This is a genomic window from Streptococcus ilei (genome assembly GCF_000479335.1).
GTDB lineage: Bacteria > Bacillota > Bacilli > Lactobacillales > Streptococcaceae > Streptococcus > Streptococcus ilei.
The window spans coordinates 1,465,748-1,481,830 of record NC_022584.1 but is presented as its reverse complement, the minus strand read 5'-3'; the positions used below and the strand labels follow the sequence as shown (position 1 = coordinate 1,481,830).

Annotated in this window: 13 protein-coding genes; 10 read left to right on the top strand and 3 right to left on the bottom strand. The window is 43.1% G+C overall.

Annotated elements, in window-relative coordinates; translation table 11 throughout:
• The first annotated feature begins 64 nt into the window (after nt 1–64).
• On the top strand, nt 65–2,860 hold the full coding sequence (locus N596_RS06855) for a YhgE/Pip domain-containing protein (protein WP_042361293.1): 2,796 nt from the start codon (nt 65–67) through the stop codon (nt 2,858–2,860).
• 64 nt (nt 2,861–2,924) lie between these two features.
• Here N596_RS06855 and N596_RS06850 read toward each other — a convergent pair whose 3' ends face one another.
• Nucleotides 2,925–3,590 (bottom strand): DUF4947 domain-containing protein, encoded by a 666-nt coding sequence (locus tag N596_RS06850; RefSeq protein ID WP_258025864.1) that lies wholly within the window; start codon nt 3,588–3,590, stop codon nt 2,925–2,927.
• Nucleotides 3,591–3,851: 261 nt separating this feature from the next.
• Between N596_RS06850 and N596_RS06845 the strand changes: the two genes are divergently transcribed.
• The 9 genes from N596_RS06845 (at nt 3,852) to N596_RS06805 (ending at nt 12,997) form a co-directional block, all read left to right on the top strand.
• Nucleotides 3,852–5,117 carry a S41 family peptidase gene (locus tag N596_RS06845; RefSeq protein WP_023024749.1) on the top strand — a complete coding sequence of 422 codons (1,266 nt, stop codon included), beginning with the start codon at nt 3,852–3,854 and terminating at the stop codon, nt 5,115–5,117.
• 173 nt (nt 5,118–5,290) lie between these two features.
• A complete protein-coding gene (locus N596_RS06840; RefSeq protein WP_006595368.1) occupies nt 5,291–5,419 on the top strand; it encodes a teichoic acid D-Ala incorporation-associated protein DltX in 129 nt (42 codons plus the stop codon).
• 14 nt (nt 5,420–5,433) lie between these two features.
• Nucleotides 5,434–6,984, top strand: a complete 1,551-nt coding sequence (gene dltA, locus N596_RS06835; RefSeq protein WP_023027406.1) for a D-alanine--poly(phosphoribitol) ligase subunit DltA — start codon at nt 5,434–5,436, stop codon at nt 6,982–6,984.
• Nucleotides 6,981–8,231: a D-alanyl-lipoteichoic acid biosynthesis protein DltB gene (dltB, locus tag N596_RS06830; RefSeq protein ID WP_023024745.1), complete on the top strand. Its 1,251-nt coding sequence runs from the start codon at nt 6,981–6,983 to the stop codon at nt 8,229–8,231. The genes dltA and dltB overlap by 4 nt, the downstream gene beginning before the upstream one ends.
• A gap of 18 nt (nt 8,232–8,249) precedes the next feature.
• Nucleotides 8,250–8,489 carry a D-alanine--poly(phosphoribitol) ligase subunit DltC gene (gene dltC, locus N596_RS06825; RefSeq protein ID WP_006595371.1) on the top strand — a complete coding sequence of 80 codons (240 nt, stop codon included), beginning with the start codon at nt 8,250–8,252 and terminating at the stop codon, nt 8,487–8,489.
• The gene (gene dltD / locus N596_RS06820; protein ID WP_023027405.1) at nt 8,482–9,750 is read left to right on the top strand and encodes a D-alanyl-lipoteichoic acid biosynthesis protein DltD; all 1,269 of its coding nucleotides are present in this window, start codon (nt 8,482–8,484) and stop codon (nt 9,748–9,750) included. Before dltC ends, dltD begins: the two co-directional genes overlap by 8 nt.
• A gap of 143 nt (nt 9,751–9,893) precedes the next feature.
• On the top strand, nt 9,894–10,130 hold the full coding sequence (locus N596_RS06815; RefSeq protein WP_195612000.1) for a hypothetical protein: 237 nt from the start codon (nt 9,894–9,896) through the stop codon (nt 10,128–10,130).
• Nucleotides 10,131–10,230: 100 nt separating this feature from the next.
• Complete coding sequence (gene aspS / locus N596_RS06810) at nt 10,231–11,985, top strand: aspartate--tRNA ligase (RefSeq protein WP_023027403.1); 1,755 nt, start codon at nt 10,231–10,233, stop codon at nt 11,983–11,985.
• Between the two features lie 70 nt (nt 11,986–12,055).
• Nucleotides 12,056–12,997, top strand: coding sequence for a YitT family protein (locus tag N596_RS06805; RefSeq protein ID WP_023027402.1), 942 nt, complete (start codon nt 12,056–12,058; stop codon nt 12,995–12,997).
• 34 nt (nt 12,998–13,031) lie between these two features.
• On the opposite strand, the gene pulA is transcribed toward N596_RS06805, so the two are convergent.
• Nucleotides 13,032–15,083 (bottom strand): type I pullulanase, encoded by a 2,052-nt coding sequence (gene pulA / locus N596_RS06800; protein ID WP_023027401.1) that lies wholly within the window; start codon nt 15,081–15,083, stop codon nt 13,032–13,034.
• A gap of 8 nt (nt 15,084–15,091) precedes the next feature.
• Nucleotides 15,092–16,075: a LacI family DNA-binding transcriptional regulator gene (locus N596_RS06795; RefSeq protein ID WP_023027400.1), complete on the bottom strand. Its 984-nt coding sequence runs from the start codon at nt 16,073–16,075 to the stop codon at nt 15,092–15,094.
• Nucleotides 16,076–16,083 lie beyond the last annotated feature (8 nt).

The following is a 16,083-nucleotide window of genomic DNA, read 5'->3' as shown; positions in this document are numbered from 1 at the left end:
CAAAAGAACTGTATAATCAATTATATCAAAAAATTAGACAGTGTGTATAAAAAGGAGACAAAAAATGTTTAAAGAATGGAAAGCGATTTTTAGGAAACCGACCGTTATCGTTGTGATGATAGGGGTTGCTTTGATCCCAGCTCTCTATAATGTGATCTTTCTATCTTCTATGTGGGATCCTTATGGCAAGGTTTCGAACTTGCCGGTAGCAGTTGTCAATCAAGATCAGCCAGCTCGTTATCAAGAACAAGAATTGACAATTGGAAAAGACATGGTGTCCAATTTTGAGAAGAGTGATGCCCTGGATTTTCATATTGTAGATGAAACAGCAGCTAAAGAAGGACTGAAAAAGGGTGATTATTATATGGTGGTGACCTTGCCCCAAGATCTATCCGCTAAAGCAGCTTCTATCTTAAGCAATCATCCCGAACAAATGACCATTGCCTACCAAACATCTAGTGGCCATAGCTTTATTGCTGGTAAAATGAGTGATTCAGCCATGATAAAAATTCAGCAAACCGTTGCTAGTAATGTTACCAAAACCTATACCAACGCTCTTTTTGAAAAGATGGGAAGCTTGAAGACAGGAATGGGAACAGCAGCTGAAGGAAGTCAAAAGCTGGCAACCGGTGCTGGTCAGTTAAAAGAGGGTGGGCAAACCCTGACAGACCATTTGACAACCTTGTCCAATTCGAGTCTGTCTTTCTCAAATGGGGCACAGACTCTTAGCACAGGACTCTTGGCCTACACCAGTGGAGTTGGTCAATTAGCGACAGGTCTTCACCAAATGAAGGAGAAAGTTCCGACCCTCGTATCGGGAGTTGGGCAACTTCATAATGGTTTTACCTCCTTTAGTAGTGGACTGACGGCCTATACGTCTGGTGTTGGACAACTTGGAGATGGTTTGAACCAAATGGCTAGTCAAACGCCTCAGTTAGCCTCTGGAATTGGCCAATTGCATACAGGAATGAACACTCTCACAACAGGACTGGATACCTACACAAAAGGAGTCAGTCAGTTGAATGTTGGTGCTAGCAATTTGACGAATGGTCTAACAAACTATAGCACAGGGCTTGCTACTCTCAGTGGTGGAGCTAGTCAATTAAGTGGTCAATCGGAAGCATTGAGAAATGGAGTGTCTCAGTTAGAAACAGGAATTCAAACCTTATCTACACAACTTTCTCCGTCACCAAATCAACAAGAGCAGCTTGCCCAATTAACAGCAGGCCTCACCCGATTAAATGAAGCTATTCAGAACACGAGCGGAGATACTAGTCAACTCAGCACAGCATTGGCAACCATTGCCACCTCTGCTCAAGGGATTTCAGCTGCAGCACAGGCTGACCGCAATTCAGTACTAGCCAATCTTCAAGCTACTGCTGCCTATCAATCGATGACAGCCGAACAACAGGCAGAACTGACGGTTGCTGTGTCTGCTACTTCAAGTACGACGGAGACTGCTGCTCAAGCGATTTTAACTACCGTTCAAGGTTTGCAAGAAGGCTTAACGACCGAGAGTCCTTTGGCCAAAGTAAAAGAAAGTGCTAATCAGATCTTGCCAACAGCTTCGTCTACCTTGAATACTCTTTCAACTAGCTTGAGCTCCGTGCAGACAGCAGTGACAGAGCAACTTCTACCAGCTAGCCAAACTCTCAACCAAGGAGTGCAACTCTATACGACAGGGGTAGATCAGTTAGCTGGCGGAGCTAGTCAGCTTAATGATAATAGTAGCACCTTGATAGCAGGCGCTAGTCAATTGAGTGCGGGGACCAGTCAACTGGAGCAGAAATCTGCGGATTTGGTATCTGGAAGCAGTCAACTAGCAACAGGATTGGGAGAACTAAATGGAAAGATGCCAACTCTGATTATGGGAATGGACCAATTAGTTTCAGGGGCCAACCAATTGACTAGTAAGTCTAGCGAATTAACAACAGGTGCTGGACAACTGGCCAGTGGGATTGGTCAATTAAACACTCAAACACCAGTTTTAGCTAGCGGTGTTGATCAACTCGTATCAGGAGTCGATCAGTTATCGGATAAATCAGCTCAGTTACTATCAGGTTCTCATCAATTGGCGGATGGTGCAAGTAAAATAGCTGATGGCTCTGGTCAATTAGCGACAGGAGGCCAAGTTCTTGTCGGGGGCTTGGGGGATCTCCAAGCAGGTAGTCAGAATCTCAGTCAAGGCTTAAGTTCGGCTAAGGACCAATTAAATAGCGCTAGCACTAAAAAAGAAAATGCCAGCGTATTGTCAGATCCAATTACCCTTTCAAAGACAGACCATGATAATGTTTCAGTGAATGGAGTGGGAATGGCACCTTATATGATATCAGTTGCCCTTTTCGTCGCTGCTCTTTCTACCAATATGATTTTTGCCAAATTGCCATCTGGGCGTCATCCAGAAAGTCGTTGGGCTTGGCTGAAATCGAGATTGGAAGTGAACGGGATAATTGCTGTCTTGGCTGGTGTCCTGGTCTACGGAGCTGTTCATCTGCTAGGGATGGCAGCAAACCATGAAGCTTTGACTCTTTTCCTCTGTGTGCTAGGAAGTGCGACCTTCATGTCCATGGTGACGGCCTTAACGACATGGAACAACAAGGTAGGAGCTTTTATCTCTTTGATTCTCTTGCTCCTTCAACTGGCTTCTAGTGCAGGAACTTATCCGCTTGCCCTCACCAATCGTTTCTTCCAAACCATTCATCCGCTGTTGCCGATGAGCTATACCGTATCGGGACTAAGGGAAACCATTTCCTTGTCTGGTCAGATAGGTGGGCAAGTCACCTTCCTTACCCTGGTTTTGCTACTGTGTATTGGTTTAGGAATGCTGGCCTATCAACCTCAAAAGATGGAAGAAGACTAAACTTACTCTATCCATAGTTTCATGTGAAACAAATCCCCTTCTCTGAAGAGAAAGGGGATTTTTCTTAGTTAAAATAAAGCACTTCAGGATCTGGAGTAACATAGACAAGGTTATCACCCTTAAAGACAAGTTGAACTTGTCCTTCTTTGTAGGTAAAGACTGTAAAAGTTTGCTCTAATTGAGCCGTTTGAGCTAGATCGACTACACCAGCCCAAAAAGCATGGAGTTGCTCGTCAGTTAAAAGGCCCTCTTGATAGAGATTAACAAGGTTTTCTTTTTCCTTTTCTGAAAAGGTCTCGAGCATATAATTTGAATCAACATGGGTTTTTTCAGGTTTACCAAGAATTTTTTTGACTATTTTTGTTGTATAGCCTTCGAAATCAGGTGTATGCACTTTTAATCCACCGTCATATTTTTTATAGTAAACGACAGAATCACCAGTTGCATAGATCTTGTCCTTGGGGGCTTCGCTAGCATTGGCAGGGAACACCTCCATTTTTTTGCTTGAGCTGGTTTTTGTCTTAGACTCTTTCTTTTCTTTGTTCGAAGAGCTAGTTTTAGATGATTTTTTAGAAGATGAGGCTTCTTTTTCACTTTTCTCTTGTTTTTTAGAGGAGGGACGAGTGCTTGTTTCTTCCGGTTTGAAATATGATTGAAAATCAGACATACAGGCTGTCAAGAAGAAAAGACTCAAAAAGAGAGTTGCAAGGAGAGTGATTTTTTTAGACATCATATAAATCCCTTTCTAATCATAGAGCGTCATTTCTTCTATTGTACACTATAAAAGCTCGAAAAGCACGAAAAAATAGGAGAGAAGCTGTATGAAGTAGGTATTTATTTCATACAATCTTTCTCTCCTGTAAGGGATAGCTCGTTGTGATCTTATTTGAAGCGAGGAGGCTAGGACTTTTGTCCCAGCCTCTTTTTAGGGGTTTAAGAACTTTTTAAGGAAAAGTGGTATACTGTTTCTAAAAAAATTAAGGAGTCTTGCATGAGAAAGAGAGCTATTTTTGAAGATATCGTCTCCATTATGACTCACGATTCATCTACTATCAAAGATCGAAAAGGATGTGATCCAGAGCCTTTTCGGGAAAAAATAACAGATGATATGGCGGATGATGCCTTTCTTTATCAAGTCAGGTCCTACCTAGCCAGTTTTGGTATTATTGGGCACATCTCCTTTCAGAATAAAAAAGCTGGTCAGAAAGGCTTTCTCTTACGTGTAATGGACCATCAACTTTATGTTGAAAAGGCGCATGCAGACACTGGTCTCCAGGCAGGGGATCAGATCCTAGGTCTGGATGGAAGTGACTTGGAGCAGGTGGCGTCTCTTCATAAGGACTATTTTATAAGTAAGACCCCCGAAAGACACTACCGAGAATGGGCGGATTTGGTCTCTCAGTCCAAAAGAGTCACCCTGCTTCGAGAAGGGGTAGAAAAGACCATTGAAGTAGCGCCCAGTCGAGAGCCGATCCAAGATCAGATTTTTTGGAAACGGTTAGACGATGAGATTCTTTATCTTTGTCTGGATAACTTTATGGATGAAGGAGCTATTAGTCGCTTATACCAAGAGTGTTTACCGATGATGACGGAAGTCAAGTTCCTTCTCATTGATGTCCGACAGAACGGTGGAGGGACAGATTCTTTATATTTCCCTCTATTACATCTAGGCTTAGAGAAGGGTCAGGGCTATGATTCGCTTGACTGGGATGATGATGGCATGGAAATTCTCTACACGGAACGCAATGTCGACTTACGCTTGAAGGATTTTGAGGACTGGATGCAACAGGAAGAGATTAGTTCCGAAACAATTAAACTCCTTGAAGAGATGAAAGAGGATCTACTCCGCTATCGGGGCAAAGGCTATGTGCTGTACCAGCAAGAAAACGAGGAATTCTTCCCAGAGGTTAGAGGCGGCCAATATCCCGAACAGATCTTTATCTTATCAGATATCTATTGTGCTTCATCTGGGGACAATTTTGTCCAGATGATGAAGCAGTTTAAGAAGGTAACGGTGGTAGGTAGACCAACTCTCGGAATTTTAGACTATTCCAATTGTTGTACCGTTGATTATGGTGATTATCGATTGATGTTTCCTACTTCTCGCTGTCTAAGCGTAGATCAAGGTAGAGGAATGACGGATAAAGGTGTTGAACCGGATATAGAAATTCCCTGGACTCCAGCTCATTTTGAAAGAGACGTAGAAGTAGACAAGTGTTTGGAATTGATTCGTCAGAGTCGCGGAACGGCAAAATAAGGCTTAGATTAGATGATGGTTGACTTAAATCAGAAAAGCAATCAATTTAAGGGCAGATCTCAATTGTCTCTTATGGTAACGTTTTCTAGTATTTTTTCCTTGTGTTTGGATTGCTTTGACTGAACAAAAAATGGTAAAATAGTCAGTGATAATCAAAATGAAGAGTGAAAAAGATGAAACATAAAACACTTTATAAATTTATAGGGCAAACAATCTTGTATTTCGCTATTTTCTTAGCCCTACTCTATTTCTTTAGTTACCTTGGTCAAGGTCAAGGTGGCTTTATTTACAATGAATTCTAAAGGAGATCCCTACCGTGTCAAACCAACCAATTACTGATATGATTGAGGCGATTGAACGTTACGCCCAACTACAACCAGACTATCCTGTCTACAATGTCCTTGGAGAAGAGCATACCTATGGCCAATTGAAGGCTGATTCAGATAGCTTAGCGGCCCACATTGACCAAATGGGACTTCCTGAAAAGTCACCTGTTGTGGTCTTTGGTGGACAAGAATATGAAATGTTGGCAACCTTTGTGGCCCTGACCAAGTCTGGCCACGCCTATATCCCAATTGACAGCCACTCTGCCTTGGAGCGCGTGTCTGCTATTGTTGAAGTGGCTGATCCAAGCTTAATTATCGCCATCAATGAGTTTCCAATTGAAAATCCAGCTGCTCCAGTCATGTCCTTGGAGCAAGTGCGTGAAGCTTATGCGGCTCAGAATATGTATGACTTGCAACATCCGGTCAAGGGGGATGATAACTACTACATCATCTTTACCTCGGGGACAACTGGAAAACCAAAAGGGGTGCAAATTTCACACGACAACTTGCTCAGCTTCACCAACTGGATGATTACAGACAAGGAATTTGCGACGCCAGAGCGTCCGCAAATGTTGGCCCAACCACCTTATTCCTTTGATTTGTCTGTCATGTACTGGGCACCGACCTTAGCTCTTGGAGGGACCCTTTTTGCCCTTCCATCAGCCATTACTCAAGACTTTAAACAACTCTTTGCGACCATCTTTTCTCTTCCGATTGCTATCTGGACTTCAACGCCATCTTTTGCAGATATGGCCATGTTGTCTGAAGATTTCAATGCTGAAAAGATGCCAGGCATTACCCATTTCTACTTTGATGGGGAAGAGTTAACGGTTAAAACGGCTCAAAAACTGCGCGAGCGTTTCCCAAATGCTCGGATTATCAATGCTTATGGACCAACGGAAGCGACGGTAGCTTTGTCGGCAGTTGCTATCACAGATGAAATGCTAGCGACTCTTAAACGCTTGCCAATTGGTTATACTAAAGAAGATTCTCCAACCTTCATTATTGATGAGGAAGGAAACAAATTGCCAAATGGAGAGCAAGGAGAGATCATCGTGTCTGGACCGGCTGTTTCAAAAGGTTATATGAATAATCCAGAGAAAACAGCAGAAGCCTTCTTCGAATTTGAAGGACTTCCAGCCTACCATACGGGAGATGTTGGTACCATGACAGATGAAGGTCTTCTTCTCTATGGTGGTCGGATGGACTTCCAGATCAAGTTTAACGGCTATCGTATTGAGCTAGAAGATGTTTCTCAAAACTTGAACAAATCTCAGTACATCGACTCGGCTGTTGCAGTGCCACGCTACAACAAAGATCATAAGGTTCAAAATCTCTTGGCCTATGTCATCTTAAAAGATGGCGTCAAAGAGCAATTTGAACGCGAGATTGATATTACGAAAGCCATCAAGGAAGATTTGGAACACATCATGATGTCTTATATGATGCCTTCAAAATTCCTTTACCGTGATAGTTTACCGCTAACTCCAAACGGGAAAATCGACATCAAAGGGTTGATTAGTGAGGTTAACAACCGATGATCGAGTTTTTGAAACAGCTCCCTCATTTAGAACCCTATGGGACCCCGGTCTACTTTATTTATCTGATTGGGGCCTTATTGCCCATCTTTGTTGGCCTCTTCTTTAAAAAGCGATTCCCAGTCTATGAAGCCTTGGTCAGTCTCGCCTTTATTGTTCTAATGCTGACAGGGACGGATTTGAAACAAATCTATGCGGTTCTTTTCTACCTCTTTTGGCAAATCCTTTGGGTCTACTCCTATAAATTCTATCGAAGCCAGCGTGACAACAAGTGGGTCTTTTACCTCCACTCTTTCTTGGTCGTTTTGCCCTTGGTTTTTGTGAAGGTGCAACCAGCCATTGATGGCACCCAGTCTTGGATGGGCTTCCTTGGGATCTCTTATCTGACCTTCCGAGCAGTGGGCATGATTATCGAGATGCGAGACGGAACCCTCAAAGACTTTAGTCTCTGGGAATTCTTGCGTTTCTTGCTCTTTATGCCGACTTTTTCAAGTGGGCCGATCGACCGCTTCAAACGCTTCAATGAAGATTATCTGACGATTCCGGATCGAGATGAGCTTCTAGATATGTTGGAGCAGAGCGTCAAGTATATCATGCTTGGCTTCCTCTATAAGTTTATTCTAGCTCATATCTTTGGCCATCTCTTACTAGGACATGTCAAGACCTATGCCCTTCTTCAAGGGGGAATCTTTAACCTAGGCACCTTAGGGGTCATGTATGTCTTTGGTTTGGATCTCTTCTTTGACTTTGCAGGCTATTCTATGTTTGCCCTTGCGGCATCTAATTTGATGGGAATTAAGAGCCCAATCAACTTTAATCTCCCTTTTAAGTCACGTGACTTAAAGGAATTTTGGAATCGTTGGCACATGAGTTTGTCCTTCTGGTTCCGGGACTTTGTCTTTATGCGTCTAGTCATGGTTTTGATGCGCAACAAGGTCTTTCAGAGTCGGATTACAACGTCAAACGTTGCCTATATCATTAACATGTTGGTCATGGGCTTTTGGCATGGGGTTACCTGGTATTATGTAGCCTATGGTCTCTTCCACGGTCTGGGTCTTGTAATCAACGACGCTTGGTTGCGGAAGAAAAAGACAATCAATAAAGAACGCAAGGCAAAAGGACTGGAGCCCCTACCAGACAATCGCTGGACCCAGGCTCTTGGTATCTTTATTACTTTCAATACCGTTATGCTGTCCTTCCTGATTTTCTCAGGTTTCTTGGATCAGCAATGGTTTCCAAAAATGAAATAAGAAAAGGAAAAATGAAAAATGGATGTAAAATCACAAGTAATTGAAATTATTGATGAATTGTTTATGGAAGATGTCTCAGATATGATGGATGAGGATCTCTTTGATGCGGGTGTTCTTGATAGCATGGGAACCGTTGAGTTGATTGTTGAATTGGAAAACCGCTTCGATATTCGGGTTCCAGTATCTGAATTTGGTCGTGATGACTGGAACACAGCCAACAAAATCGTAGAAGGTGTCATGGAGCTTCAGAATGCTTAAACGATTGTGGCTGATTCTGGGTCCGGTCTTTTGTGCCATGGCTCTTGTCGCCACTCTTCTCTTTTTCTATCCGATTAACCATAAACATAATCTGACAGAGGAGAAAAAGGCCGCAGTGAGCTTGACAGCAGAAGGCTTTAAAAATCGTGCCCGTAAAGAAGAAGCGCTCGGGGATCCCAACTATCGTTTTGTACCCTTCTTTGGTTCCAGCGAATGGTTGCGGTTTGATATCGTCCACCCAGCAGTACTAGCTGAGAAGTATGATCGTTCTTATCGCCCGTATTTTCTAGGGCAACGAGGAGCAGCGTCCTTGAACCAATATTTTGGGATGCAGCAAATTCTTCCTCAACTAGAAGGAAAAACCGCTGTCTATGTGGTATCGCCCCAGTGGTTTACGAAGGATGGCTATGATTCGTCGGCCTTTCAGCAATACTTTAACAGCGATCAATTAACTAGCTTTTTGGCCAACCAAGAAGCTGGCCCAGCAAGCCAGTATGCGGCGTCTCGTCTTTTGCAACAGTATCCTAATGTTGCTATGCAGGGAGAAGTTCAGAAGCTAGCGAAAGGTCAAAACCTATCTGGTTTTGAAAAAGGTCTCAATCAGACCCTCATGCGCTTTGTTCGTCGGGAGGATGCCTTCTTTAGCACCTTTACGGCAATGAACAATAGCAACTATGAGAAGAAAGTTCTCTCTCGCTTAAATGACTTGCCAGATACATTTTCTTACGAAGCTTTGGAAGAGGTAGCGACTGCGGAAGCCAAAAAGAAAACCAATAATAACAAACTAGGCATTAGTAATAGCTTTTACAACCATCGACTTGCAAGTAAGTTAAAGAAACTCAAAGGATTCCAAAAGAATGAATCCTATGAGCAATCTCCAGAATACAATGATTTACAACTGGTCTTGGATCAGTTTGCTCAATCGAAAACCAATGTGATATTTGTCATCCCTCCAGTTAACTCTAAATGGATGGCCTATACAGGTTTGAGTAAAGAAATGTATCAACGGACAGTTGAAAAAATCCGTTACCAATTAGAAAGTCAAGGCTTTACCCATATTGCTGATTTTTCTAAAGATGGTGATAATCCCTACTTTATGCAGGACACCATTCATATGGGCTGGAATGGATGGTTGGCATTTGACAAGGCAGTTGATCCTTTTGTCTCCAACCCTCAACCGGCTCCTGAATACAAGATTAACAATCGTTTCTTAAGTCAGGACTGGGCTAACTATAAAGGCCAGCCGGATCAATTTAAGTAAGATGCGAAGAGGTTGAGAATACCCAGTCTCAACCTTTTTCCTATAGTTTTAAAGAAACTTATCCCCATATTCACAGACTTATCCACAGACTTGTGGATAAGTCTATCTACTAGAAAGAGAGAAACTGGTAAACCATGAAAACAATGAAGAAAATAGCTGTTTATGCGATTCTTCAAGGAATCGTGATTTTTCTCATTACGGGCCTCATCACCCAATTCATCAGAGGAGACTTCTTTTTCCGTAACTTGGCTCCAATATTTGGAGTCTTGGCAGCTATCATGCGTTTTGGAACAGCTAGTCTGATGAAAATCTTGGCCCCAACCCTATACGATGAAGAGGCCAAACAAGAGAAAGCTCCTACCGGGAAAGAAGCTGAATAAAAGAACTGTTTTTTCTGGAAAAATCTCTGGAAAAGCACTTATCTGACAGGCTTTATGGTAAAATAGAAGGAAGAATATTAGTTTGGAGAGTAAAAATACAATGAAACGTTCCATGTATGCTGGACGTGTTCGCGAGGAACACATTGGACAAGAACTGACCCTCAAAGGATGGGTGAGTCGACGCCGTGATTTGGGTGGCTTGATCTTTATTGATTTGCGAGATCGTGAAGGGATTATGCAATTGGTCATCAATCCAGAGACGGTCAATTCGGAAGTAATGGCAACGGCTGAGAGTCTTCGTAGCGAGTATGTGATCGAAGTGACAGGTCAAGTTGCTGCCAGACAGCAAGCTAATGATAAAATTGCAACAGGTCAGGTTGAAATGCATGTTTCTTCCTTAACTGTCCTTAATACGGCAAAAACCACACCATTTGAGATCAAGGATGGCATTGAAGCTAACGACGATACCCGTCTACGCTATCGATATTTGGACTTGCGTCGTCCAGAGATGTTGGAAAACTTGAAATTGCGTGCCAAGGTAACCCACTCTATTCGGAACTACTTGGATGAGCTGGAATTTATTGATGTGGAAACACCTTTCCTTTCTAAGTCAACTCCAGAAGGGGCGCGTGACTATCTCGTTCCATCTCGTGTTAACAAGGGTCACTTTTATGCCTTGCCTCAAAGCCCTCAAATCACGAAACAATTGTTGATGAATGCTGGTTTTGACCGCTATTATCAAATCGTCAAATGTTTCCGTGACGAAGATTTACGTGGAGACCGCCAACCTGAGTTTACACAGGTCGATTTAGAAACCTCCTTCCTGACAGAGCAAGAAATTCAAGATATTACGGAAGGTTTAATCGCGCGTGTCATGAAAGAAACCAAGGGGATTGAAGTAACACTTCCTTTCCCACGGATGAAGTACGATGATGCGATGGCTCTTTACGGTTCTGACAAACCAGATACTCGTTTTGAGATGCTCTTGACAGACTTGACAGAAGTTGTAAAGGGTGTAGACTTCAAGGTCTTCTCAGAAGCTCCAGCAGTGAAAGCCATTGTGGTCAAAGGAGCAGCAGACAACTACTCACGTAAAGATATCGATAAGATGACCGAAGTAGCCAAACAATATGGCGCTAAAGGTCTTGCATGGGTCAAGGTAGCTGATGGTGCTTTAAACGGTCCAGTTGCTAAGTTCTTGACAGACGTGACAACAGAGTTGACAAGTGCTTTACAGTTGGAAGAAAAAGATTTGGTCCTCTTTGTAGCGGATACACTAGAAGTAGCTAACGCAACACTAGGTGCTCTTCGTTGTAGAATTGCCAAGGAATTAGACCTCATCGACAACAGTCAATTCAACTTCCTTTGGGTGGTAGATTGGCCAATGTTTGAGTGGTCTGAAGAAGAAGGCCGTTACATGAGTGCCCACCATCCCTTTACACTTCCACAAGCAGATACAGCTCATGAATTAGAGGGCGATCTCGCTAAGGTACGTGCTATTGCCTATGACATTGTGCTCAATGGTTACGAACTTGGAGGAGGAAGTCTCCGGATCAACCAAAAAGAATTGCAAGAACGGATGTTTACGGCTCTCGGTTTCTCAAAAGAAGATGCGACAGAGCAATTTGGTTTCTTGCTAGAAGCTATGGATTTTGGTTTCCCTCCACATGGTGGATTGGCTCTTGGTTTGGACCGTTTTGTCATGTTGTTAGCTGGTGAGGAGAATATCCGTGAAGTGATTGCCTTCCCTAAGAACAACAAGGCAACAGATCCAATGACCCAAGCTCCTTCTACAGTAGCCACCAAACAACTGGAAGAGTTGAGTCTACAAGTAGAAGTCAAAACTGAGGAGTAAGAATAAAAGCGGAAAATCCGCAGAAGTAGCTTCTGGGATTTTCCCTTTATTTATAAATTGAGAGATAGTCATGAAAAAAACTCGCTTAGGTAAAATCTTACGTTATTATGTGAGAAGAATTGCCTATAACTTTAAATTACTACGGGTCTTAAAAAGTATTTCCCGAGAGAAGTACGATGAAAAGATTTCGGCTTCTTTGGTCTATGGCTTCCTATCTGCCGTTGCTGTGAACTTCTTTTTCCAGCCGGGACGTGTGTATTCCAGTGGTGCGACAGGATTGGCCCAGATTATATCCGCCCTTAGTGATCGATTTTTAGGCTTTACCATTCCGGTCTCTTTGTCATTCTATGCCATCAATCTGCCATTAATGATCATCGCTTGGTATCAAATTGGTCATAAGTTTACTATTTTCACCTTTATCACGGTGTCTATGAGTTCCTTCTTTATCCAATTTATGCCAGTGGTTACCCTGACCAATGATCCTATTATGAATGCTCTCTTTGGGGGAGTTGTAATGGGGACAGGGATTGGATTTGCGCTTCGCAACAATATCTCCAGTGGGGGAACCGATATTGTTAGCTTGACCATTCGAAAGCGAACGGGCAAGAACGTCGGAAAAATTTCTCTCATCGTCAATGGGACCATCATGTTGATAGCAGGGATGACCTTTGGTTGGAAATATGCCCTCTATTCGATGATTACCATTTTTGTGTCCAGTCGAGTGACAGATGCAGTCTTTACCAAGCAGAAGCGGATGCAGGCTATGATTGTCACTAGCCAACCGGATAAGATAATTGAGAAAATTCATAAGCGTTTGCATCGTGGAGCAACCATTATCCACAATGCGGAAGGGACTTATAATCATCAGGAAAAAGCGGTCTTGCTCACCGTTATTACCAGAGCAGAGTTTAATGAGTTTAAATTTTTAATGAAAAAAGAGGATCCTGAAGCTTTTATTACCATATCAGAAAATGTTCATATTATTGGACGTTTTGTCGAAGTGGAGGATTAAAAAATTCCTGCAAGATAGGCTTGCAGGAATTTTTTTATGCTTGTACTACCAAAATCCAACTATAGGCTGGAATGGTGAATTCTCTTTGAGAAATTTGTTGCTCTCTAGTATAAACATGGGGGTGAGCAATTGCTAATCTAGCAGGCTGTTTGAGTGAATAAGTCCACTCTTGATCCCCCAGGTTGACCAAGATAAGAAGTTTGCGTCCATCTTTTTCGATGCTGTAAGAGAAGGTGTTTTCCGAAGTCCAAGTGACTTGACAGTAGTCTCGAATGGCTTGGGCCTTCTCTAGGTGGAGGAGGTCTTCCTCTTTACGATAAGCAATGAAATCGCGAAGGAAATGGATATCTCTTTCATAGGCTGTAGAAGAAAGCCAGTCTAGTTGATTTAGAGCATCTGGGAGATTGTAAGTATTTTCTTCTAAGCCTTTGCTGCGATAGAACTCTTGGCCGGCATGTAGGAAGGGAACGCCTTGAGACAAGAGGACGAGGTGCAAACCGAGACGAGCTTTAGCCTGTCGCTTCTCCTCTGAAATATTTGGATCTTCAACCTTGAGATAGTCAAAGAAGGTTGCGTTATCGTGGCATTCCACATAGTTAATCGCCTGTTGAGGACGCACAAAGTGGGCTGCTCCTTTGAGTCCAACATTGGCAGTCAAAATATTGGCAAGATCATTGGCCTGATAACGACTATCTATTCGACCTTCCTTCAAGATGCTTCGTTTAACGGTATCTCGGAAGTTGTCACTGAAAAAGCCATAAGGACGAAGGTGACGGGCATTGTATTGATGAGCCAGGAGGTCTGGATCCAGTCCGGTATCCATCTTCCACCCTTCCCCATAAAGGTAAATGTTGGGGTAAATAGCGCTTAATTCATCTTGAATTTCCATCATGGTTTGGCGATCAATGATTCCCATGAGGTCAAAGCGAAAGCCATCAAAGCCATACAGTTGAACCCACTGCTTGACGGATTGCTTGATGTAGTTGCGAACCATAGCCCGTTCACTAGCTACATCATTACCACAGAAGGTCCCGTTGGTCCGTTGGCGGTTTTGGTCATAACGGTAGAAATAGCCAGGAACAATCTGCTCAAAAGCAAAATCGTCAGAGAGGTAAACGTGGTTATAGACGACGTCCATTATGAGGCTGAGATCGGCCTGATGGTATGCATCAATCACTTGTTGTAGCTCAAGGATCCGTTGGTAAGGATCATTTGGCTGGGTGCTAAAACTTCCTTCAGGGACATTGTATTGCACAGGGTCATAGCCCCAATTGTAACCAGCGACAGGGTTGGTTTCATCCACGCTTCCAAAATCATAGAGGGGCATGAGCTGAACATGAGTAATGCCCAGGGATTTCAAGTAATCAAAGCCAAAGGTCTGGTTTTCATGTTTAGGAGATTCTAACAAGGCTGGGAAGGTCCCAGGGTGTTGGAATCCGGCTTCTTTTTGCATGGAGAAATCTCGAACACTTAGTTCATAAATAACGGCCTGAGTCGGATCCAGTTGAGTCGCTGCTCTCTGAATGGGGCGCTCAATCTTGTGGCGGTCGATGACATAGCTAGCTCCTGAATTGGCTTCAGAAGAGAGGGCATAAGGGTCATGAACGATATGGGTTACACCATTAACCTGATGCTGGTAGGCATAAGGGGCTTTTTCCCAATCTCCCTCGAGTACTAGACGCCAAACTCCTTTTTCTGTTCGCTCCATCGGGTAGGCAGTTTGGTTGATCAAGAGCTCAACCTCTTGAGAGATAGGAGCCCAGAAGGCAAAGGTCGTTTGTTCTTTTGAGTAATGAGCTCCTAAATCCTCTCCATCATAAGCATAAAGCTGATCAAAGATGGGTTGACGGACAACATCTCGGAAGTGGAGGAGACAGGACTCGCCGTTACCATTTGAAAGAGTATATATTTGACTCATGTCGACGGGAAGAGGGCTCCGAAGAGTTTTTTCTTCCTCCGTCGGCAGGAGTTCAATCGTGTTGGAACCAGACGTCAATGTAAAAGGAAGAGAGGCCACTACGCTCTCTCCTCCTTCCACGCGAATCAAGTCTTGGTCATCTAAATAAGCTGAAAAATGAGTTGTCATGGGTTCTCCTAAAGTTCAATAATCGAGTGTTCAATGAGCTGTCTATAGCAAACGGTTTTGTTTTCCTTGTTGTCCTTAATAATTTGGAGTAGGGTTCTGACAGATTCACGTCCTAATTCAACCGTATTGATATCAATATAGGCGTCAATTGGAATCCGTGGTTTAATGGAGTCGAAGGAAATAATCGGAAGATCGACTTGTTTGTCTATCAGGTATCTCCGGACCCCTTCGGCAACGAGAATATCCGTTGTCATGAGTGCTTCCAGTTTTTCAAAAGGCAGGGTATCCATGATTTGGTAAGAATTTTCTTCAAGCAAGAAACCAAAGGAGAATTTGACCAATTCTTCACGAAGAGGGATTTGATGACTGGCAAGAGCTTCTTGATAGCCCTTGTAGCGGTCTTGAGAAACAGCCAATTCCTTATTTCCTCCAAGGAAAGCGATGTGTTGGTATCCCTTGTTGATAAAGTATTCGGTCGCATCAAAGGCTGCTTTAACATTGTCGTTATCGACTAATGATACAAAAGGGGAAGTTGCTTTCCCTAAAATCAAGAAAGGAAATTTATCTTCAATACAGAAGTCAACCAGAGGATCATTCAATTTGGAATAGAGGAAGATGAGTCCATCTACCCGCTTACCATAAATCATTTGTTTGAGTTGATCGAGGCGGTGGGTTTCATTAGCCCCTGTACAAATCTGAATCGCATAGCCATGATCAGAGGCGACCTGACTAATCCCACGGAGGACTGTAGGGAAGAAGGGGTTTTGGAAGAACACATCACTTTCATCAGGCAAGACAAGGGCAATCACCTGACTGGACTGGCTTACTAAGCTACGAGCATTGAGGTTTGGATGGTAATCCAGTTCTTTCATGGCAGAACGAACCCGCTTTTTAGTGGCTTCACTGATGGTAGATTTATTTTGAATCACTCGTGTAACGGTAGATGGTGCAACGCCAGCTAGTTTGGCGACATCTTTGATGATGACACGCATAAAGGACC

Excerpts from the sequence above, each read along its gene's own strand:
- pulA (WP_023027401.1), bottom strand. The coding sequence starts at position 15,083 with ATGACAACTCATTTTTCAGCTTATTTAGATGACCAAGACTTGATTCGC.
- N596_RS06850 (WP_258025864.1), bottom strand. The coding sequence starts at position 3,590 with ATGTCTAAAAAAATCACTCTCCTTGCAACTCTCTTTTTGAGTCTTTTC.
- aspS (WP_023027403.1), top strand. The coding sequence starts at position 10,231 with ATGAAACGTTCCATGTATGCTGGACGTGTTCGCGAGGAACACATTGGA.
- dltB (WP_023024745.1), top strand. The coding sequence starts at position 6,981 with ATGATCGAGTTTTTGAAACAGCTCCCTCATTTAGAACCCTATGGGACC.
- N596_RS06805 (WP_023027402.1), top strand. The coding sequence starts at position 12,056 with ATGAAAAAAACTCGCTTAGGTAAAATCTTACGTTATTATGTGAGAAGA.
- N596_RS06795 (WP_023027400.1), bottom strand. The coding sequence starts at position 16,075 with ATGCGTGTCATCATCAAAGATGTCGCCAAACTAGCTGGCGTTGCACCA.
- N596_RS06815 (WP_195612000.1), top strand. The coding sequence starts at position 9,894 with ATGAAGAAAATAGCTGTTTATGCGATTCTTCAAGGAATCGTGATTTTT.
- dltC (WP_006595371.1), top strand. The coding sequence starts at position 8,250 with ATGGATGTAAAATCACAAGTAATTGAAATTATTGATGAATTGTTTATG.
- dltD (WP_023027405.1), top strand. The coding sequence starts at position 8,482 with ATGCTTAAACGATTGTGGCTGATTCTGGGTCCGGTCTTTTGTGCCATG.
- N596_RS06855 (WP_042361293.1), top strand. The coding sequence starts at position 65 with ATGTTTAAAGAATGGAAAGCGATTTTTAGGAAACCGACCGTTATCGTT.
- N596_RS06840 (WP_006595368.1), top strand. The coding sequence starts at position 5,291 with ATGAAACATAAAACACTTTATAAATTTATAGGGCAAACAATCTTGTAT.
- N596_RS06845 (WP_023024749.1), top strand. The coding sequence starts at position 3,852 with ATGAGAAAGAGAGCTATTTTTGAAGATATCGTCTCCATTATGACTCAC.